Origin of the sequence: Streptomyces sp. NPDC050610 (genome assembly GCF_040654875.1) — a bacterium.
Taxonomy (GTDB): Bacteria; Actinomycetota; Actinomycetes; order Streptomycetales; family Streptomycetaceae; genus Streptomyces.
Genome location: NZ_JBFAIV010000007.1, coordinates 296823 through 317554, shown reverse-complemented (window position 1 = coordinate 317554; position 20732 = coordinate 296823). Strand labels below are relative to the sequence as shown.

Sequence of the window (20732 nt, the reverse complement as noted above, 5' to 3'; positions counted from 1 at the left end):
CCGGGAGGTTGGCGCGGCTTGGCGTCAGCGCGCGAATGGGTAGGAGAACGCGCCCAGATCGGGGGTGGCGATCGGGGAACCGCTCCACAGCCAGTCGTAGGACACGTCCGACTCCCCGTCGAAGCTGCGGAGTTGCGCGTCCCGCTCCTGTTGCAGCGGGCCGTCCGGGAAGTGGTAGAAGGTCTTGTTGCGCAGCGAGGCCTCCTGCACCATCCCGGCATGGGTGGCGCGCCGGTTCACATAGCGGCGCAGGGCCCCTTCGATGCCGCTCGCGGTGACGGCGCCGAGTTCCTCGGCGAGTACGGCGGCGTCCTCCATGGCCTGGGACGCGCCTTGGGCCTGATAGGGCAGCATGGCGTGGCAGGCGTCGCCGAGCAGGGCGACGTTGCCGTCCATCCAGACGGGGTCGCGGCGGCGGTGGTAGAGGGCGAAGCAGGAGACGTCGTCCTTGGCCTTGGAGAGCATCGCGGGCACCCGGTCGTCCCAGCCGGGGAACGCCCCGGCCAGTTCGCCGGGGCCGGCGGGCGCGCTCCAGCGCTCGGCGACGTCGTCGGTGCAGGGCACGCAGGCGACGATGTTCAGATACTGGCCGCCGCGGATCATGTAGTGGACGAGGTGCCGGTCGGGCCCGTACCAGATGGTGCTCTGGTAGCGGTCGACCAGCCAGCGGGTGGCGGGGTCGGCCGCGATCAGTTCGCCGGGGATCAGGGCGCGGTAGGCCATTTCGCCGGAGAAGACGAGGGTGTCCTCGGCGCCCATCAGGTCGCGGACGCGGGAGCGGATGCCGTCGGCGCCGATGACGGCGTCCGCGCTGTAGCGGGCGCCGTCCTCGGTGACGGCGGTGGGACGGCCGGGGTCGGCGCGGTCGAGGCCGACGACCTTGCTGTCGGTGAGCAGCCGGACGGCGGGCCCGGGGCCGTCGGGGTCGGTGCAGGCGTCCATGATGACGCGGTGCAGGTCGGCGCGGTGGTAGTGCCAGTAAGGGGCGTTGTAGGTGTCTTTGCAGTAGTCGCCGAGCGAGGTGAGGGCGACGATTCTGCCGTCCTTCCAGCGCCGGCGGACCTGGTCCTGGGGTTCGGTGTGGATGGCTTCGAGCTGTGCGCGCAGGCCGAGGGAGAGCAGGACCCGGCTGGCGTTGGGGGCGGTCTGGATGCCCGCGCCGACCTCGCCGAGCCGGTCGGCCTGTTCGAGCACGGTGACGCGGATTCCGCGGTGGCGCAGGGCGAGGGCGGCGGTGAGGCCGCCGAGTCCGCCGCCGACGACGGTGACTTCGTACGACTGGCTGGGCGCCAAGGCTCCTCCAGGGCGAGGGCGGGGCTCGCGGTGCGCGGCGGTGGGGCCGGGCGAGCCGAGGGGGCGGTTTGAGGCGAGTGGGTCGCGCGGGCTGGTGGGAGAGGTTGAGGTGCGCGGGCCGCGCAGGCCAGTGGGGGCGGTTGAGGCAGGTGGACCGCACGGGCCGGTGGGACGGTTGATGCGGGTGGGCCGCGCAGGCCGGTAGGGGGCCGCGGGCGGTCGATGTTCGCGGGCCGCGGGACGACGGCAGGGCCGCCGCCAAGCCCACGGGGGCAGCGTTCGCCCAGGTCAGCGGTCGGCGAGTACGCCGTCGGTCACGGTCTCGGTGCCGTCGACGGAGACGGTGCAGCCGCGCATCGCGATGTCCAGGTGCGCGTAGGACTCCCGGCCGAGGACGGGGTGCGGCCCGGTGGACCACAGGAAGTTGCCCGCGAAGGCGCGGGCGTCCATGCCCATCAGATCGCCCTTGCCGTACAGCGCGGTGGCGAACCAGTCGGCGCTGCGCATCAGGCCCCAGCCCATGTGGGAGAGGCTGCGCGCCCACTGGTCGTCGGCGTCCTCGAAGAAGGTCGTGAGCAACTTCGCCTCCGCGCCGCCCGTGACGCCGTCGATGTGGCCGTCGCGGACTTCGAGGGTGACGGGTTCGCGTACGTACTCCTTGAACGGGAGCAGGATGTCGCCCTCCGCCAGCACGATCCGCCCGTTGGAGATCTCCGGCCAGCACAGCACCATCGTGCTGGGCCAGTGGTCCCAGCGGCCGGGGTCGTCGGCGTAGCCGCACTGGAACTCCGGGTGGGAGCCCTCCAGCCGGACGCTCAGATCGGTGCCCGCGCGGGAGGTGACCCGCATTTCGACGGACCGCTTCAGCAGGTCGGCGGCCTGAAGGCAGCGGTCCTTGTCGCCGTCCTGTGGAAGGTTGCGCATCAGCACGTCGGGGGCGTCGCAGACGAAGACGATGCGGGTGCCCGCCTTCAGGATCTGCTGCTGTACGGGCGCGTGGATGAAGCCTTCCTGGGTCAGGTCGACCACGAGGTCGGCGGATTTCAGCAGGTCCTGGGCGGTGGTGTCGTTGAGTACGGACGTGAGGCCGGGGCCGGCGCCGGTGTGGGTGCTGGGGATGGGGGCCGGGCTGCCGCCGGGGACGGTCGCGGAGATGACGTGGGCGCCGCAGGCCTTGGCGGCGCCGAAGGCCGCGGCGACGTAGTCGCCCCGGCTCGCTGGTTCGGAGAGGACGACCACGTGTTCGCCGGGGCGTACCCGGCACATCGTCAGTTCGCGGGTGAAGGCGTCCAGCAGGTCGACGGATGAGAAGTCGAACACGATTTGTCCTCCAGGAGTCGTCTCGGAGTACGGGGCTTCGGGCAACGGCGCGAAGGTGCCTGAGGGCAGCCCGAACAGCCCGCCGCATACCCGCCATGAGCAGCGGAAACGCGGGTGGGGTTGGCGTCCCGACAGAGATAATCCGAACACGTACTAACCCGTCGGGGCAAGGCCCCCGGCGGTCTTCGGCGCCGCTCGCGCCCCCTTCGCCTCCCCCGCCGGACTCCGTCACGACGGCCACGCGAACGCCGTCTTGCCTGCTCAGGAGGTGGGGCAGGGGGGGCCGCCACGGGGGGCGGCGGAGGCGCGGCGAATTTTCCGGGCGCGTCCGGCTGTTGGGGGGTCGGAGGACGTACGTAACAGCCGGCGTGCGCGACGGCGGCCGTACGGTCCGGCCCACGCGCCCGCCGCCCTCCGTTCCCGAAGGGTTGACGTCCACGCCCCCGGGCACACTGGAACGGTCCGCGGGACGGACCTCGGCGTGGGGCGGGTGATCCGCGTGTTCTACAGACTCCGCAAGCGAATCGAGGCGGCGTGGACGCTGCCCGGGACGGTGCGTCCGGTCGGCAGGCAGCGCAACCTCTTCGAAGCGGCGGCGACCTATGTGGCCGCGTGCGCCGAGAACGACGAGCAGCGGAGCTCTGAGGCGGCGCGCTGGGTGGCGCCGGAGGCGCTCGCCTTCGGGGTCAACGAGCTCGCCTGCCGTGCGGTCATCGCGTTGGCGCGCGAGCGCGACGAGTCGCCGCACACGGTGGCCCGTTCGCTGCTGGGCCTGCCGGCCGCCTGACGCGGACGTACGGCGGAAACGGCAAGGCGGCGGCAGCGCCCGCGGGGGTGGGGCGGCCGGAACACCACGGCCGGTCCCCCTCCCCTCGTCGCCGCCTGCCGTATCGGCGCGGCGCGCGGGCCGATCCCGCCGCGCGGACCACGGCCATGACCGCTGTCATCCGTGCCGAATGCGGTCACTGACGCAGCGTCAAACTCATTACATCGCGGGAGAGTTGCCGAAGGAGGTTCCGGGGCCGGAGCAGACGGTCCGGGTCCTGGAGCGTCTCCGCTCCCCGGCACCCCTTCGCACGATGCTCGCCGACCGGCTCGCGACCACGGCCGCCGACTGGATCACCATTCTCGTGATCTCGTACGGGTCTGGCGTACGAGCTGCTGCGGCTGCTGGACACGGGCCGGGGCCGCGCCGCTGCACTGTGTATATCCGTCCGGCAGCGCGGCGGAACGCCTCGTTCCGCCGCCACCACCGCCTGCCGCCCGGCCCCAGAGCCCGCGCTCCGGCCACCGTCCCAAGACGCCTACGACGCCGTAAGGGCCGGGACCGGAGCTCAGGGCGCGGGCCGCGCGGCCGTCAGCGGTTCAGCTCCTTGCGCGAGACGCGCTTGAGCCGGCGCCGCTGCGACGGGTCGAGGAGCAGATACGCGCCGACCGGCACCCCGACCATCACCAGCACCGCCGCCCAGAACGGCAGCAGCCACAGCAGGATCACTCCCACCGCCACACCGCCGACGGCGACCTTCGCCCTGTTGGTCATCTTTTCCGCCTCCTCCTGCGGCGACTGCCGCTTCGTCTCCTTGCAACGTCCGCCGGGCCCGCCCGGTTCCTCACCCGGTCCGCAGCGGCGCTCCCACCTCGTGCATGTGGCGCAGCGCCTGCCCGTAGGAGTCGATGAGTCCAGTCTCCGTGTACGGGAGCCCCACCGCACGGCAGTGGTGGCGCACCAGGGGCTGGGCGAGTCGCAGGTGGGGGCGGGGCATGTTCGGGAAGAGGTGGTGCTCGATCTGGTAGTTCAGGCCGCCCAGGAACCAGTCGGTGAGCACCGCGCCGCGCACGTTCCGCGAGGTCACGACCTGGCGCCGCAGGTGGCCCCAGCGCTCTCCGTCCGGGTCGGGCATCTCCATGCCCTTGTGGTTGGGGGCGAAGGCCATCCCGAGGTGGAGCCCGAAGAACGCGTGGTGCGCGAAGGCGAAGGCGGCGGCCATCCCCGGCGTCATGCAGGACAGGAGCAGTGTGCAGTAGCCGATGTAGTGCAGGGCCAGCAGGGCGGCCTCGACGGCCCGCTCGCGCGGCTGCTGCCGCTTGAGGTCCTGGATGCTGGAGATCTTCAGCGCGATGCCTTCGAGCAGCAGCATCGGGACGAAGAGCCGGGCCTGGTTGCGGGTGAGCCAGCGCGCGAAGCCCTCGCGCTCGGCCGCCTGCCGCTGGGTCCATACGAGCGCGCCGACGCCGACGTCGGGGTCCTTGTCTATGTGGTTGGGGTTGGCGTGGTGGCGGTTGTGCTTGTCGTTCCACCAGCCGACGCTCATGCCGAGCAGCAGATTGGCGTGAATGAGTCCGGTGAGGCGATTGCCGCGGCGGGTGGCGGCTATCTGGGAGTGTCCGCTGTCGTGTCCGACGAAGGCGGTACGGGCCCAGAACACCGCGGCGAGGGGCGCGAGCAGCAGCGTCCACCAGGAGCCGTCCAGGAAGACGATCCCGGCGCCGATCGCGGCGAGGGCGAGCAGATTGACGGTGATGCCCGCCGCGTACCAGCCCCTGCGCCGTTCGAGGAGCCCCTGTTCCCGCACCTGGCGCAGGAGCGGGGCGAAGTCGCTGCCCGCTGATGGTTCGGCGAGGACGGCGCTTGACTGGGGCATGAGGTCTCCGGGGATCGTTATGACTGGCCCCACGAAAGGTATGGTTCGGGGCGCAAGCGGACCATGGCGTCACCACCCCGATCACCCTGGGGACAACCCCCGCAAAGGACAGGGGGGTTGAGTACACCATGACCCGGCCGGTAGCGGAGGCCACCGGCCAGCCGTTATGCGCGCGCCCGCGAGGCATGTACCCTCGGCGACTCCCAACCCCCAGTGGTCAAATTTGAGGAATGCGTCGACGCCGTGACACCTGCCTCTGCTCGCCCTGTCTCCTCCGCTCCCTCTCCTCTCTCCGCTCCCTCTTCTCTCTCTGCTTCCTCTCCCCTCTCCGCCTCCTCTCCCCTCTCCGTCTCCTCCGATGTCTCCGCCCCGACGCCCTCCGAGATCGCGCTGCTCGCGCGCTGCTCGGCCGTCTTCCTCCCCGGCGATCCGGCGCGCACCGGATGCGTCGCCTTCTGGCGGCCCGGCGAGGAGCCGCCCTCGGCCGCCGGCCCCGTCGAGGAGCTGGCCGTCGTGGTGCCCGACGGCACGGGCATCGCGACCGTGCCCGTACGGGCCCTCCTGCTGCCCGTACGCGAAGCGCTGCCCGTCCTCACCCGCGCCCGCACGGCCGGGGCCGACGAGGCCGCGGCCTTCTGGGGCGCGGCTGCGGTACTGGCCTTGCAACTCGCCGCACGGGGGCGGCTACTGCCGGGCCTGTCCGCGACCGACCATGACGCGTGGCGGGTGGGGCCGCTCGCGCCGGAGGATCTCCAGCGGATTCGTGAGCTGGCAGCCGCGATGCCGCCCGCCGCGCACGCCGCGCCGCTCCCGGATACGGACCCTCCGCTGCTGCCCGAGCCCGAGCGGCTGGTGCGCGCGTTCCTCGACGCCGTCGCCGACGGGCTGCCCCGCTCCCCCGCCGCGGCCCTCGCGGCGGGCGGCCCCGCCTTCGCCGCCGCCGAACCGCGGCAACTGCCCGAACAGCGCGCCTGGGCCGCCGACGTCGCCGCCGGGCACGACGAGGGCGTGCGCCTGTCGCTGCGCGTCGAGGCACGCGAAGTGCCCGAGGAGGACACCGGCGAAGGGGACACGGGCGGAGAGGCCACAGGTGAAGAGGGTGCGCCGGTCCGGCTGCATCTGCGGGCCGTTCTCCAGTTGCACAGCCTCACCGACCCGTCGCTCGTCGCGGACGCCGTCGGGGTCTGGTCCGGCGCCGGTGACGCGGCGGCGTTCGGTCCGCGCGCCCGGATGGACGCGCTCCTCGCGCTGCGCCGTGCCGCCCGCGCCTGGCCCGCGCTGGGCCCGCTGCTGTCCGCGGCGGTCCCCGACGCGCTCGACCTGGCCGACGAGGAGGTGGCCGAACTGCTCGGCACCGCCTCCCGTTCGCTGAGTGCGGCCGGTGTCCAGGTCCACTGGCCCAAGGAGCTGGTACGGGGCCTCACCACGCACGCCGTCATCGGCCCGCCCGACGATCTCGGCCCGCCCGACGATCTCGGCCAGTCCGACAGTCTCGGCCAGACCGGCAGTCTCGGCCAGACCGACGGTCCCGAGCGGTCCGGCGATCCCGGGCGGCGGTCCGGGCGCGGAGCCGGGCGCGCCGAGTCCGGCATGCCGTCCGTGCTCTCGGCCGATGCACTGCTCAACTTCAGCTGGCAATTCGCCGTCGGAGGACAGGAGTTGACGCGGCGTGAGCTGGACGCGCTGGCCGAGGCGAGCCGTCCCGCCGTCCGGCTGCGTGATCAGTGGGTGCTCGTCGACCCGGAGGCGGTGCGTCGCGCCCGGGAGCGGCCGGATCGCAAGCTCGCGCCGGTCGAGGCGCTCGGCGCGGCCCTCACCGGGCGCGCCGAGGCCGACGGCGACAGCGTGGAGGTGCGGGCCACCGGCTGGCTCGCCGCCCTGCGCGACCGGCTCGCCGGTCCCGGCTCGGCGGCGCCGGAACTGGTCCGTCCGCCCGCCGCCCTCGCCGCGACGCTGCGCGACTACCAGCTGCGCGGCCTCGGCTGGCTCGGCCGGATGACGGAACTGGGCCTCGGCGGCTGCCTGGCCGACGACATGGGGCTCGGCAAGACGATCACGCTGATCGCCCTCCATCTGCACCGGCAGGAGGCTTCGGCGTCGGCCGGTCCGACCCTCGTCGTCTGCCCCACGTCGCTGCTCGGCAACTGGCAGCGCGAGATCGAGAGGTTCGCGCCGGGCACACCGGTGCGCCGCTTCCACGGCGGCTCGCGCAGCCTGGCCGGGCTGGCGGACGGCGAGTTCGTGCTCACCACGTACGGCACCATGCGGCTGGCCGCCAGGAGCCTCGCCGGGACCGGCTGGGGCATGGTCGTCGCCGACGAGGCGCAGCACGTGAAGAACCCGTACTCGGCGACGGCGCGGCAGTTGCGGACGATCGGCGCCAAGGCGCGGGTCGCCCTGACCGGCACCCCTGTCGAGAACAACCTGTCCGAGCTGTGGGCGATCCTGGACTGGACGACGCCGGGGCTGCTCGGCCCGCTCGCCCGGTTCCGTACCCGCTACGCGCAGGCCGTCGAGAGCCGCGCGGACCTGGCCGCCGCGGAGCGGCTAGCCCGGCTCGTCGGGCCGTTCCTGCTGCGCCGCCGCAAGTCCGATCCGGGCATCGCCCCGGAACTGCCGCCCAAGACCGAGACGGACCGGGCGGTCGGGCTCACCAAGGAGCAGGCCGGGCTGTACGAGGCCGTGGTGCGCGAGATGATGGCGGAGGTGGCCGCGGCGGACGGGATGCGGCGCCGGGGGCTCATCGTGAAACTGCTGACCGGCCTCAAGCAGGTCTGCAACCACCCCGCCCAGTATCTGAAAGAGGGCGACGGGGCGCGGGTCCAGGGCCGCTCGGGCAAGGTGGAGCTGCTCGACGAGCTGCTGGACACGATTCTCGCGGAGGGCGCGAGCGTGCTGGTGTTCACGCAGTACGTGCAGATGGCGCGGCTGCTGCGGGAGCATCTGGCGGCGCGCGGGGTGTCCACCCAGTTCCTGCACGGCGGTACGTCCGTGGCGCGGCGCGAGGAGATGGTGCGCCGGTTCCAGGACGGCGAGGCGCCGGTGTTCCTGCTGTCGCTGAAGGCGGCGGGCACAGGGCTGAACCTGACGCGCGCCGGGCATGTCGTGCACTTCGACCGCTGGTGGAACCCGGCCGTCGAGGCGCAGGCCACCGACCGCGCGTACCGCATCGGCCAGACACAGCCGGTGCAGGTGCACCGGCTGATCGCCGAGGGCACGATCGAGGACCGGATCGCCGACATGCTCGCGCGCAAGCAGGCGCTGGCCGACGCGGTGCTGGGTTCGGGCGAGGCCGCGCTGAGTGAGCTGAGCGACGCCGATCTGGCCGAGCTCGTCGAGTTGAGGGGGGTGGCCCGATGAGCGGGACGCGGGAGATCAGCGGTGCGGACGGGCCGCGTACGGAGCGCGGCGAACTCGGGGGCGGGGAGCGGACGTTCGCGGCATTGCCGCCCGCCCGGGGCCGCGGCTTCGCGCAGAGCTGGTGGGGTCTGGCGTGGCTGAAGGCGCTGGAGGACACGGCGCTGGACGGCTCGCAGCTGAAGAAGGGCCGGCAGCGGGCGCGGGAGGGCGCGGTGGGCGCCGTGTCGGTGCGGCCGGGGCGGATCACGGCGGTGGTGCGGGACCGGGACGGCACGCAGGTCCGGTCCGATGTGCTGGTCCAGGTCCTGCCGGACGGCGAGTGGGACCGGCTGCTGGAGATGGCGGCGGACCGGGCGGGGCACATCGCGGCGCTGCTGGACCGTGACATGCCGCCGGACCTGGCGGAGGACGCCGCGGCCTGCGGGGTTCAACTGCTGCCGGAGATAGGCGACTTGGAGCCGGAGTGCGGCTGCGAGGCGTGGGATCACTGTCCGCATTCGGCGGCGCTGTGCTACCAGGTGGCGCGGCTGCTGGACCAGGATCCGTTCGTGCTGCTGCTGATGCGCGGCCGTGGCGAGCGCGAGCTGCTGGACGAGTTGCAGCGGCGCAGCGCGGCGCACGCGGAGCGCGGCGGCCCGGCGGGCGGGCCGGCGGCGGGCGGGGCCGAGGCCGGGGTCGACGCCGGGGAAGCGTTCGCGGCCGTCGTGCCGCCGCTGCCCGGACCGCCGCCCGCCGTGGCCGAGGCGGGCGGGCCGCCCGCGCTGGACGGGACGGCGGCCCCGGCGGCGGGGATCGACGCGGGCGCGCTGGAGTTCCTGGCGTCGGTCGCCGCCGTACAGGCCCAGCGGCTGCTGGCGCGGGCGCTCGCGCCCGGCCACGAGGGGGCCGCCGTCGCACGGCTCACGGTCGGGCAGGACGCGGTGCGGCTCGCCGCGGCGGGGCCGGGGCCGCGGATAGCCGCCCGGCTCGCGGCGGGCTGCGGGCGCGATGGCGCCGGGCTGGCGCGGGCCGTACGGGCGTGGGAGCACGGCGGGGCGGCGGCGCTCGCCGTGCTCGACGAGGAGTGGACGCCGGAGGCGGCGGAGCTGGCGCGGGCCCGCGCCCGGCTGGCCGCCGCGTGGGAGGGGGAGGAGCGCCCGCCGCGGCTGCGCGCGGCCGGTGGGAACCGCTGGACGGCGGTGGGGGCGGGCGCTCAGCTGCGGTGGGCGCGGGACGGTCTCTGGTGGCCGTACCGCAAGGAGCGCGGGCAGTGGGAGCCGGCCGGTCCGGGCGACGCGGATCCGGCGGCGGCACTGGCGATGATCCTCGCCGCACCCCTCATGGAGAAGTGAATCGAAGGGTTAAGCGGGGCGATACCAACGGTTTCATAGGCGATGGGTGAGCTCTTCCTGAGCAGTGACAGAATGTGGTGTTCTCGCATTCGACGACCGACTGATTCAGAAAGGCCCACCGGGATGGCATTCGCCCTGCTGCGCCGCAGCAACCGCTCCGCCCCGCGAACCGCCGCACCGATACCGCGCGGCGCGGGAGCCCTCGACTGCGTCGTACTCGACCCGGTGCAGCTGCCGCTGCACCGGGCGGAGGTCTCGGTCCGGGACACGGAGGGGCGCGAGGTGGTGCACGGCCAGACCGACCCGAACGGCTGCTTCTCGGCGACCGTGGCGCCGGGCGAGTACAGCATCGCCGTGACGTCCGACGGCTTTCAGCCCGTACGGCAGACCTGCGAGGCGACGGTGGGCGTACGTACCGCCACCGGCCCGATGCGGATGGAGCTGGCCCCCTCCCCGCCCATGCCCGACCCCGGCCGGTGGAAGATCGACCCGGATCACACGGCCGTGCGCTTCATAGCGCGGCACATCGGGCTGGCCGAGATCCACGGCCGGTTCAACCGGTTCGAGGGCGCACTGTGGATAGCCGAGCGCATGGAGGAGTCGCAACTGGAGGTGACGATCGACGCGGCGAGCATCGACACGGGCGTCGAGGCGCGCGACGAGCACCTGCGCTCGCAGGACTTCCTCGACGTCAACCACTACCCGTACCTGCAGTTCGCCAGCGAGCGCTTCGTGCACCGGGGCGGCTCCCGCTGGTCGGTGCAGGGCGTGCTGAGCCTGCACGGCGTCAGCCGCAGCATCAACCTCGACACCCGCTACCTGGGCATCGGCACCGGCATCATGGGCGAGACCCGCACCGCCTGCTCGGCCGCCACCGAGCTGCACCGCGAGGACTTCACGCTGGACTGGCGCACGATGCTCGCGCGCGGCATCGCCGCGATCGGCGCGACGATCCGCATCGAGCTCGACATCCAGGCCATTCGCGACGAGTAGCGGCCGCCGCCCGCGACGGCGGCGATGTGCGCTCGGAGCCTGTGTCATGCCCTGGCCGGGCGCCCGACGCCTGGCACGCACTCCCCGGCTGCCGCTGAGAGACGCCCCCGGCGGCGTTGCCGAAACGCGCCAGTAGCTCCGCCACGAGGACCTTCCGGCGCCTTGCGATCGCACGCACCGGACGCCGCGCGCTGATCCGGTCAGGGACGCAGGCTCTCAGCCGCCGGGACCCGGCGCGGGCCGCCGCTGCGACAGTTCGCCGAGCCCGCCGGTGGGCAGCGCCGTAGGCACCTCGGTGGGGACGCCGGTCGGCAGGTAACTCCAGATGTCGCTGGGCACCTCGGTGGGGATGCCGGTCGGCAGGCCCGTCGGAACCCGGGTGGGCACACGCGTCGGGAGGCGGGGCGGCTTCGAGGTGGCCGGGGTGGAACCGCTCGGCGACGCGTCCTCGGCGGGCTCGCCGCCGCCCCCGCTGTCGATGGCCAGTACCGCCGCGACGGCGATGGCCGCGATCACGATCAGCAGGACGGCCGCGATCACGATCCGGCGGCGGCTGCCCGGGTCCGGCGGCGGCTGGGACCACGGCGGCTCGCCTGGTCCGAAGCCGCCGGGGCCGTCTCCTCCACCGTGGCCGCCGCCTCCGCCCGGTGGTGCGCCGGGCGGGCCGTACCCGCCGCCGTGGCCGGGCGGCGGATGGGACGGCGGCGGAGGTCCGGACGGCGGGGCGGGCCGGCGTCCAGGCGGCTGTCCAGGTGGCGTGGCCATACGGACCAGGGTCGCGGCCCGCGCCAGGCGGACGCGCGCCCGTGACGAATCCAGGACACGTTTCGTCACGGACCGCTACATTCCGGTCGGCCGCAGCCCCGGATGCGACGTCATGACACGGTCACAGCGCGGCGTTGCCCGGTAAAAAGATCCAAAAACAGTACGATTTACCGGTGACCGCCAAGATCGACATATTCCCGCCGCTGACGAATGGCGAACACTGGTGACCGCCGAGATATCCGAGACACGGGTCGCCGAGGCGAAGGCGCGGGCCGCGCGCCTGCTCCTGGCCTTCCGCCACGGCAACCAGCAATCGTTCGACGCCGCCCTGCCCGAGGACATGGGGACCGATGAGTCGAAGGATCTCGTCTCCGCGCTCGCCTGGGTCGCCAACGAGTCCGTACGCAAGGCGTACCAGCCGGACGTCGCCGACCGCGTGCTGCGCCACCTCGCACGCCGCTCCCCCGACGAGCCGGGCTGGGTGCAGACCGACGAGGAGGCCGCGCCGGACGCGGCGGCGCTGCTGGAGTCCGTCTGGCGCGGGGACGTCGAGGCGGTGCGCGAGCTGGTGCGCACCACGCCCGACACCACCTTCGTGCTGGGCGGGCTGGTGCTCGCGGTCGCGATGCTGCTGCCCTCGGTGGCGGACGCGGAGGTGCGCGAGGTGCTCAGCGAGCTGCGCGCAGAAACGCCTCAAGACCCGCCAGATCATCCGTGTTGAGGTAGTCGACGCCCGCGTCGAGGAGCTCGCGCCAGACGGCCTCGCGGGGCGGGCCGGGCTGGTCGGGGGTGGCCCACCACCGTACGCGCCGCCCCTCGTCGTGCGCGGCGGCGGCGATCCGGCGCAGCTCGGCGCGCTCGCCCGGCGGCATCGGGCCGACGCCCTGCCAGGTGAAGCTGAGCGACCAGTTGTCGCTGATCAGCGGTATGAGAGCGGCGGGCGCCGAGCCGCCGAGGTCGGTGAGGCGTCCGTCGTAGAAGGCGTGCCGGACGGTCTCGGCCTCCATGGGCGCGCGGGCGCCGCGGTCGCCGGAGACGACGGCCGTCACGGCGCCGGGGTGGACGTGGCCGCCGGCGCAGACGCTCAGCATGGAGCGGTAGCGGCGCAGGCGGCGGGAGAGCTCGCGGTACGTGGGGCCGCCCGCGGTCTTGATGTCGATGAGCAGTTGCAGGGAGAGCCGGTAGCCGCGGTACACCCGGCCGTGCTGCGCCCGTACCCGGCGCAGCAGCGGGTCGAGGTAGAGGGCTTCGAGGGTGCGGGCCGGATCGAGTTCGGACTCGTCGTGGGCGACGAGGAGCCGGCCGTCGACGAGCCAGATGTCCGCCTCGACGCTGCCGAAGCCGTGCCCGAGCGCGTCGGCCAGGGGGTGCGGGTGCTCGTAGTCGTTGTGCGCGTGGGCGCGGCGGAGCGGGGGTCTGCCGCGTCCGCGGTCCGCCGTGCCGGCCAGGGCGGGGGTGGCGATGGAGCCCGCGAGGGCGGCCGCGGCGGTCACCACGGCCGCGCGGCGGGTGTGCGGGGTCCGGGTGGGCGCTGTCATGGTGCCTCCTGGGTCCGGGCTTCCTGGTCGGCGGCCTCGCGCGGGCCTGAGTCGCTCCCTGTGAGTATCGGGGCGGGGCGGGCCGTCTGGCAGGGGCGCGTGAAGAGTTACGCACGATGACGCCGCCCCGTCGCCCGCCGTTCTCGTCGGCCTTCGGCGCCATGGTGAACTCCCCTGTGTCGTGGGAGAGTTCGGGGAACATCTGGGTGGCTGGGGGGACCGTGGGACGAGGGGCCGGCCGGTTGCGTACGGCGGTGGCGGTGTGCGCGGCGTGGCTCGCGCTGGTGGGCGGGGGCACGGCGTGGGCCGGTGACGGCGATCCGTCCCCGGCGCTGCGGCTGGGCGCGCGGACGGCGCTCGCGCCGGGCGTCGGCTACCAGGAGTTCTCGCTGCCGGCCTCGCACGGCCCGGCCTACGGGCATCTGCTGACGGTGGATCTGCGCGAGCCGCGGGTCTCCTTGGACCTGCTGTATCCGGGCGCGGTGGCCGCCCGCGCCCCCGTCTCCCGGCTGGCGGACGGGCGGGGCGCGGTGGGCGCCGTCAACGGGGACTTCTTCAACATCACGGAGGCGCAGCATCCGGGCGTCGAGCCGACCGGCGCCCCGGTGGGCCCGGCCGTCGCGGCCGGCCGGCCGCTGAAGGCGGCGGTGCCGGACGGGCAGCGCTTCGGCCCGGCGATGCCGCCGGGGGTCACCACCGAGGCGGTGCTGGGCGTCGGTACGGACCGCCGGGCGCGGCTGGACCGGCTCACGCTGGAGGGAGCGGTGCTGACGGGCCGCGGTGCGCTGCGGCTGCGGGGGTTCAACCAGTACGCGCTGCCGGTGGGCGGCGTCGGGGCGTTCACCTCGCTGTGGGGCGCGGCGTCGCGGGTCCGCGCGACGTGCGGCACGGACGCCGACCGGTCCGCGCCGTGCAGTTCTCAGACCTATGAGGTGACGGTCCGGCGCGGGCGGGTGGTCTCCGCCGCCGAGAAGCCGGGCGGCGGGCCGGTGGCGGCGGATTCGGTGGTGCTGCTCGGCCGCGAGGCGGGCGCGCGGGAGCTGCGGAGGCTGCGGGTGGGCGACCGGGTGCGGGTCGCGGAGCGGCTGCGGTCCGAGGGGCGGACGCCGCTGCGTCTCGCGGTCGGCGGCTTCCCGGTGCTGCGCGACGATGTGCCGCTGGACGGCCTCGACGCGGTGACCGCGGCCGTACGGACCGCGGCGGGCGTCGGCGACCGCGGGCGCCGGCTGTATCTGCTCGCGCTGGACGGCGCCGCCGAGTACCGATCGGGCCTGACGGTCAGTGAACTGGCCTCCGTCATGCGGGATTTGGGGGCCGACGACGCGCTGAACCTGGACGGCGGAGGCTCGTCGACCCTGGTGACGCGCGCCGCGGGCGATGCCGGGGCGCGTGTGCGCAATCATCCGTCGGGCGGCGCGGAGCGTCCCGTGCCCAATGCCCTCGGAGTATTTACCCGACCTTAACCAAAGGGGTTATGCCACCCTTTCGAGTGACTGCGATCGCCAAAGCCCGCTGCTAGCTTCTGTGTTGCTCCAGTGGCGATCAGGCTGCTGTTCCGCACGGTGATTGGGTGGCATTCAACTATGACGACGTCAGTGGAATCGGGCTCCAGTACCGAGAATTCACCGGCGCCGCTGAGTCTGGGCACCGCAGCGGCCCGGAATCTGGCGACCACGACCAAGTCCGTACCGCAGATGCAGGGCATCTCCTCGCGCTGGCTGCTGCGCATGCTGCCCTGGGTCGAGGTTCCCGGCGGCACGTACCGCGTCAACCGGCGCCTCACGCACACGCTCGGCGACGGCCGGGTGGAGTTCGTCTCCCGCGGCTCCGAGGTCAGCGTGATCCCGGCGGAGCTCGGGGAGCTGCCGCTGCTGCGCGGGTACACAGACGCAACGATTCTGCGGACGCTCGCGGACGGCTTCGCCCAGCGCGACTTCGCCCCCGGGGACGTGCTCGCCCAGCAGGGGCGGCCGGCGGACCAGGTGGTGCTGATCGCGCACGGCAAGGTCGACCTCGTCGGCGAGGGCGCGTACGACCGGCCGGGCGTGCTGCGGGTGCTGGCGGGCGGCGAGTTCTTCGGCGACCGGGCGCTGGCCTCGGCCGAGGGCGGCGACTGGGTCTTCACGGCCAAGGCGCTCACCTCGGGCACGGCGCTGACGCTGCCGCGCCAGGCGTTCGAGGAGCTGCTGGGCCGCTCGGAGGGGCTGCGCTCCCATGTCGAGGCGTTCCGCGCGGCCCGCGGCCGGCCGCAGAACGAGCACGGCGAGTCGGCGATCGACCTCGCCTCCGGCCATGAGGGCGAGCCGGTCCTGCCCGGCGTCTTCGTCGACTACGAACTCGCCCCGCGCGAGTTCGAGCTGAGCGTCGCCCAGACCGTGCTGCGCGTGCACAGCCGCGTCGCCGACCTCTACAACGACCCGATGAACCAGGTCGAGCAGCAGCTGCGGCTGACCATCGAGGCGCTGCGCGAGCGCCAGGAGCACGAGATGGTCAACAACCGGGAGTTCGGGCTGCTGCACAACGCCGACCTGGGGCAGCGCATCCACACCCGGGGCGGCCCGCCCACCCCCGACGACCTGGACGAGCTGCTCGCCACGGTGTGGAAGAACCCGGGGTTCCTGCTCGCCCACCCGCGCGCCATCGCGGCGATCGGCCGGGAGTTCAGCAGCCACGGCATCTACCCGGAGAGCGTGGACGTCGGCGGCCACGCGATCCCCGCCTGGCGCGGCGTGCCGATCCTTCCGTGCGGGAAGATCCCGGTCTCGGCGGCCGGCACCACATCCGTGCTCGTCATGCGCACCGGCGAGGACGAGCGGGGCGTCGTGGGACTGCACCGGACGGGAATTCCCGATGAATACCAGCCGAGCCTTTCGGTGCGCTTCATGGGCATCAACGAACAGGCCGTCATTTCCTATCTGGTGAGCGCCTATTACTCGGCTGCCGTTCTGGTGCCCGACGCCCTCGGTGTTCTTGAGGATGTCGAGGTCGGGCTCTGAAGTTCTGAGGCTCTGAGGGCCGCCCTCGCCTGATCCGCTCGCGCGGGAGCCGCTGTACGGGCCGCGCGAGAGCCGCCGTACGAGCATCGCGGCGCGAGCCCGTATGCGCGCGTACGAGCACCGTAGCGCCACCGCTTCGCCGTTTACGCACAGAGATGGATGATCACATATGACCACGTCAGTGGAGTCCGGACGTACCGCGCAGCCGGGTGAGGAACCGTCACCGCTGAGCCTGGGCACGGCAGCGGCGCGTCAGCTGGCGACGACCACCAAGTCCGTGCCGCAGATGCAGGGCATCAGCTCGCGCTGGCTGCTGCGCGTGCTGCCCTGGGTGCAGGTGTCCGCGGGCACGTACCGGGTGAACCGGCGGCTCGCCTACACCGTCGGCGACGGCCGGGTCGAGTTCGTCACGCACGGCTCGGAGGTCCGGGTCATCCCGCCCGAGCTGGGCGAGCTGCCGCTGCTGCGCGGCTTCGAGGACAGCGCGGTACTGGAGTCGCTCGCGGGCGCCTTCGTGCAGCGGGAGTACGCGCCGGGGGACGCGATCACCGAGGCGGGGCAGCCGGCGGACCGGGTCTACCTGCTGGCGCACGGCAAGGTCCGCAAGGTGGGCACCGGCCGGTACGGCGACGAGAGCACGCTCGGCGTGCTGGCCGACGGGGACTTCTTCGGCGAGCGGGTGCCGCTGGAGCCGGACGGCACCTGGGAGTTCACGGCGCGGGCCCTCACCCGCACCACGGTGCTGACCCTCTCCCGCTCCGCCTTCCAGGTCCTCGCGGACCGGTCCGAGGCCCTGCGCGCCCATCTGGCGGGGTTCGCGTCGCGGTCGGTACCGGCGCAGAACAAGCGCGGCGAGGCCGATATCGCGGTGGCCTCCGGCCATGTCGGCGAGCCCGCCATCGCGGGCACCTTCGTGGACTACGAACTCTCGCCGCGCGAGTACGAGTTGAGCGTGGCCCAGACCGTGCTGCGGGTGCACAGCCGCGTCGCCGACCTCTACAACGACCCGATGAGCCAGGTGGAGCAGCAGCTCAGGCTCACCATCGAGGCGCTGAGGGAGCGTCAGGAGCACGAGATCGTCAACAACCGGGAGTTCGGGCTGCTGCACAACGCCGACCTCAAGCAGCGCATCCACACCCGCAGCGGCCCGCCCACCCCCGACGACCTCGACGAGCTGCTGTCGCGCCGCCGCAAGACGCAGTATCTGCTCGCGCATCCGCGCACGATCGCGGCCTTCGGCCGGGAGTGCAGCAGCCGCGGCCTGTATCCGAAGGAGCTCGACTTCCAGGGCGCGTCCGTACGGGCCTGGCGCGGGGTGCCGCTGCTGCCGTGCAACAAGATCCCGGTCACCGACGCCGGCACCAGCTCGATCCTGGCGCTGCGCACGGGCGAGGAGAACCAGGGCGTCGTCGGCCTGCACCAGACGGGCATCCCCGATGAGTATGAGCCGAGCCTCAACGTCCGGTTCATGGGGATCAACGAGCAGGCGGTGACGTCCTACCTGGTCAGCGCGTACTACTCGGCCGCTGTCCTGGTGCCGGACGCGCTCGGCGTGCTGGAGGACGTCGAGATCGGCCGCTGACCGGGCCGCCGGTCGGCGCGACGAGGGGCCGGGCCGTGTCGCAGGGGTGACGCGGCCCGGCCCCGGCCGTTCCCCGGCCGGGCATGGGGCGCGGGCCCTCAGGACGGTGAGTTGAGCACTTCCTGCTGCGCGCGCCGCAGGTCGTCGGAGGGGTCGAGGCCGAGTTCGTCCCGGAGCAGGACGCGGGCCTTCTGGTACGCCTGGAGCGCTTCGACCCGGCGCCCCGCCTTGTTGAGCGCGAGGACGAGCTGGGTCTGGAACCATTCGTTGAACGGATACTCCACGACCAGGGAGCGCAGTTCCGCGACCAGTTCGTGATACCTCTTCAGCTCCATCGCCGACCGTATGTGGAGTTCGCGGACGGAGACGCGTTTCTCCTCCAGCCGGCTCACATAGTTCTGGAGTACTGTGCCGCGTTCGACATTCGCCAGCGGCACCCCTTGCCACATCGCGAGGGCCGACTCCGTCCACCGCGCGGACGCCTCGATGTCGCCGGCGGTCCGGCAGGCCCGCGCCCTTTCCGCCAGCCGCTCGAAGTCGCGGAAATCCAGCGATTCCTCCGCCGTGCGCAGCACATAGCCCGGCGGCGCCGTGACGATGGCGCGGTCCCCGAGCTTGTCGCCGAGCTCCATCACAAAGGCCCTGCGCAGCTGGTAGATATAGGTCTGCGCGGTGGTGATCGCGGTGCGCGGCGGGTTGTCGCCCCAGAGTTCGTCGATGATGGTCTCCAGGCTGACGACATGATTCGCGCGCAGTACGAGGAGCGCCAATACCTGTTTGACCTTGGGCGCACTCGGTGTGAATACGAGTCGTTTATTGACGGCTACGATCGGACCTAGAACCTTGAATTCCATTGCCTCTCCTGACCTCGCCGAGGAGCTGCGGCCCGCCGTCGACCGCGTCTCTTGGGGACCATAGGAGCGGGGGAAATGGACTTCAAGGGAAGAGAACCGAAGAGACCGTGATCCCCGGGGCTTCGGAAATCAAACTACTCCCTTGGAGGCACCGGGCGCCGCTGCGTACCGCCGGGCCGCCTGCCGAGGGCGCCGGTGCCGGCCGCGTCGTCGACGGCCCGCCGGACCGCTGGCACCCGTCACCGCCAACGGTCCGCCGGACCTCCGGGCCGCCGGCCCGTTCACCGCCGGCGGCCCGCCGGACCGCTACCCCTCGGCGGCGGCCCGGCCGTCCGAAGCCTCGGCCGGGGCGGCCTCGGCCGGCGCCTCCTCCGGCTCCAGTTCGCGCAGGAACCACGTCATGACGAAGCCGGCCAGCAGGACCACGCCGCCGATGAGGTACATGACGTGGAAGCCGCTCGTGAAGGCGTCCATGACGGGGTGGGCGATCCGCTTGTCGATGTCGTGCAGGAACGAGGTGTCGTTCAGGTCGATGGCCTTGCCGTTCGCGGACTTCGCCATTTCCAGGAAGCGGTGGTTGGCGGGGTCGGCCGCGACCGCGGGGTCGGCGACGACGGGGCCGAGGCGGGGCCCGTGCAGCATGTCGGCGATCTTGCCGAGGGCCACCCCGAACATGACGGAGAACAGCACGGCGACGCCCGTCGATCCGCCGATCTGGCGGCACAGCCCGGAGGCGGCGTTGGCCACGCCCAGTTCGCTCTTGGGGGCCGCGTTCTGCATGGCCAGGGTGACGACGGTCTGGGCGAGGCCGATGCCGACGCCGAGCCAGAGGGCGAGCAGCGCGACCGTCCACAGCGGGGTGTCGGCGTCGATGACGCTGAGGACCAGCAGGGCGCCGGCCATCGAGCCCAGACCGACGATCGCCAGCTTCTTGAACTTGCCCGAGGCGGAAATCAGCTTGCCGGAGACGATCTGGGAGGCGATGGTGCCGACCATCAGCGGGATGACGACGAGCCCCGCCTGGGTCGGCGTGCGGCCCTGCACCAGCTGGAGGAAGAGCGGCAGGGTGGTGACCGCGCCGAAGATGCCGACGCCGATGGTGAAGTTGACTCCGGTGCACAGGGCGACGCCGCCGGTCTTGAAGAGCCGCAGCGGCAGCATGGCCTCCGCTCCCCGGCGCGATTCGACCAGCAGGAACAGGACGAGTCCGACGATGCCGAGGCCGATGAGGGCGAGCGCGGCGGGCGAGGACCAGCCCCAGGCCCGGCCCTGTTCGGCGACGATCAGCAGGGGCACCAGGAACAGCGCGAGGAGCAGGGCGCCCAGGACGTCGACGCGGTGCTCGGTGCGCTGGTGCGGCAGGTCGAGCGCCTTGCGCACGGTGATCAGGGCGAGCAGCCCGAGGGGCACGTTGGCCACGAAGATCCAGCGCCAGCCGTCGAGGCCGAGGGTGTGTCCCATGCCCGCGAGCGCGCCGCCCGCCAGCGGGCCGATGACGCTCGCCGCGACCCAGGCCATCTGGAGGTAGGCGAAGTAGCGGCCGCGTTCGCGGACGGGTGCGAGGTCGGCGACGATCGCGGTCGGCAGCGACATCAGCCCGCCGCCGCCGAGGCCCTGGAGGGCGCGGAAGAGGGCGAGCTGCTCCATGTTCTGGGCCATGCCGCACAGGCAGGAGCCCACGATGAAGACGCCGATGGCCGCGAGGTAGAGGGGCTTGCGGCCGTAGATGTCGGAGAGCTTGCCGTAGAAGGGCATCGACAGCGCGGCGGCGATGAGGTAGGCGGTGGTCGCCCATGCCTGCACCGTCTGTCCGTGCAGCTGGTCGGCGATGGTGCGCATGGCCGTCGCGACGACGGTCTGGTCCAGCGCCGCGAGCAGCACGGCCAGCAGCAGACCGGACATGGCCGTCATGATCTGCGCGTGGGTGAACCCGGCGGCGCCCTTATCCGTGGTGGCGCTCGGACTCGTGGGTGACACGGTTTCCTCATTCCCCGGCCGGTCGGCTCACCGGCTCCGTACGCAGACGTTCCGACAAGCCCTTGTCGTGTGCCGAAGGTA

At 72.9% G+C, this 20732-nt stretch carries 16 protein-coding genes; 8 read left to right on the top strand and 8 right to left on the bottom strand.

Annotated elements, in window-relative coordinates; genetic code table 11:
* Positions 1-24 precede the first annotated feature (24 nt).
* A complete protein-coding gene (locus tag AB0I22_RS12150) occupies positions 25-1293 on the bottom strand; it encodes an FAD-dependent monooxygenase (protein WP_363130628.1) in 1269 nt (422 codons plus the stop codon).
* A gap of 288 nt (positions 1294-1581) precedes the next feature.
* Entirely contained in the window at positions 1582-2613 is a 1032-nt protein-coding gene (locus tag AB0I22_RS12145; protein ID WP_363130627.1) for a hypothetical protein, read from the bottom strand.
* Positions 2614-3136: 523 nt separating this feature from the next.
* Between AB0I22_RS12145 and AB0I22_RS12140 the strand changes: the two genes are divergently transcribed.
* Positions 3137-3400 carry a hypothetical protein gene (locus tag AB0I22_RS12140; protein WP_363130654.1) on the top strand — a complete coding sequence of 88 codons (264 nt, stop codon included), beginning with the start codon at positions 3137-3139 and terminating at the stop codon, positions 3398-3400.
* A gap of 570 nt (positions 3401-3970) precedes the next feature.
* Here the strand turns inward: AB0I22_RS12140 and AB0I22_RS12135 are convergent.
* Entirely contained in the window at positions 3971-4153 is a 183-nt protein-coding gene (locus AB0I22_RS12135) for a hypothetical protein (RefSeq protein ID WP_363130626.1), read from the bottom strand.
* Between the two features lie 70 nt (positions 4154-4223).
* Entirely contained in the window at positions 4224-5255 is a 1032-nt protein-coding gene (locus AB0I22_RS12130; RefSeq protein WP_363130625.1) for an acyl-CoA desaturase, read from the bottom strand.
* A gap of 384 nt (positions 5256-5639) precedes the next feature.
* On the opposite strand from AB0I22_RS12130, the gene AB0I22_RS12125 reads away from it, so the two are divergent.
* The 3 genes from AB0I22_RS12125 (at position 5640) to AB0I22_RS12115 (ending at position 10939) form a co-directional block, all read left to right on the top strand.
* On the top strand, positions 5640-8615 hold the full coding sequence (locus AB0I22_RS12125) for a DEAD/DEAH box helicase (protein ID WP_363130653.1): 2976 nt from the start codon (positions 5640-5642) through the stop codon (positions 8613-8615).
* The gene (locus AB0I22_RS12120; RefSeq protein WP_363130624.1) at positions 8612-9946 is read left to right on the top strand and encodes an SWF or SNF family helicase; all 1335 of its coding nucleotides are present in this window, start codon (positions 8612-8614) and stop codon (positions 9944-9946) included. The genes AB0I22_RS12125 and AB0I22_RS12120 overlap by 4 nt, the downstream gene beginning before the upstream one ends.
* 123 nt (positions 9947-10069) lie before the next feature.
* Positions 10070-10939, top strand: coding sequence for a YceI family protein (locus AB0I22_RS12115; RefSeq protein ID WP_363130623.1), 870 nt, complete (start codon positions 10070-10072; stop codon positions 10937-10939).
* A gap of 216 nt (positions 10940-11155) precedes the next feature.
* Here AB0I22_RS12115 and AB0I22_RS12110 read toward each other — a convergent pair whose 3' ends face one another.
* Positions 11156-11704 carry a hypothetical protein gene (locus AB0I22_RS12110; RefSeq protein WP_363130622.1) on the bottom strand — a complete coding sequence of 183 codons (549 nt, stop codon included), beginning with the start codon at positions 11702-11704 and terminating at the stop codon, positions 11156-11158.
* A 223-nt stretch (positions 11705-11927) separates the two neighbouring features.
* Here AB0I22_RS12110 and AB0I22_RS12105 point away from each other — a divergent pair, with 223 nt between their 5' ends.
* The gene (locus AB0I22_RS12105; protein WP_363130621.1) at positions 11928-12425 is read left to right on the top strand and encodes a hypothetical protein; all 498 of its coding nucleotides are present in this window, start codon (positions 11928-11930) and stop codon (positions 12423-12425) included.
* On the opposite strand, the gene AB0I22_RS12100 is transcribed toward AB0I22_RS12105, so the two are convergent.
* Positions 12373-13242, bottom strand: coding sequence for a phosphatidylinositol-specific phospholipase C/glycerophosphodiester phosphodiesterase family protein (locus AB0I22_RS12100; RefSeq protein ID WP_363130620.1), 870 nt, complete (start codon positions 13240-13242; stop codon positions 12373-12375). The genes AB0I22_RS12105 and AB0I22_RS12100 overlap by 53 nt on opposite strands.
* Before the next feature lie 221 nt (positions 13243-13463).
* Between AB0I22_RS12100 and AB0I22_RS12095 the strand changes: the two genes are divergently transcribed.
* The 3 genes from AB0I22_RS12095 (at position 13464) to AB0I22_RS12085 (ending at position 17820) form a co-directional block, all read left to right on the top strand.
* The gene (locus AB0I22_RS12095) at positions 13464-14705 is read left to right on the top strand and encodes a phosphodiester glycosidase family protein (RefSeq protein WP_363130619.1); all 1242 of its coding nucleotides are present in this window, start codon (positions 13464-13466) and stop codon (positions 14703-14705) included.
* Between the two features lie 120 nt (positions 14706-14825).
* Positions 14826-16238 carry a family 2B encapsulin nanocompartment shell protein gene (locus AB0I22_RS12090; protein ID WP_363130618.1) on the top strand — a complete coding sequence of 471 codons (1413 nt, stop codon included), beginning with the start codon at positions 14826-14828 and terminating at the stop codon, positions 16236-16238.
* Between the two features lie 169 nt (positions 16239-16407).
* Positions 16408-17820 (top strand): family 2B encapsulin nanocompartment shell protein, encoded by a 1413-nt coding sequence (locus tag AB0I22_RS12085; RefSeq protein WP_363130617.1) that lies wholly within the window; start codon positions 16408-16410, stop codon positions 17818-17820.
* 98 nt (positions 17821-17918) lie between these two features.
* On the opposite strand, the gene AB0I22_RS12080 is transcribed toward AB0I22_RS12085, so the two are convergent.
* Positions 17919-18674, bottom strand: coding sequence for an AfsR/SARP family transcriptional regulator (locus AB0I22_RS12080; protein WP_363130616.1), 756 nt, complete (start codon positions 18672-18674; stop codon positions 17919-17921).
* Positions 18675-18980: 306 nt separating this feature from the next.
* The gene (locus AB0I22_RS12075; protein ID WP_363130615.1) at positions 18981-20651 is read right to left on the bottom strand and encodes an MFS transporter; all 1671 of its coding nucleotides are present in this window, start codon (positions 20649-20651) and stop codon (positions 18981-18983) included.
* Between the last annotated feature and the right edge of the window lie 81 nt (positions 20652-20732).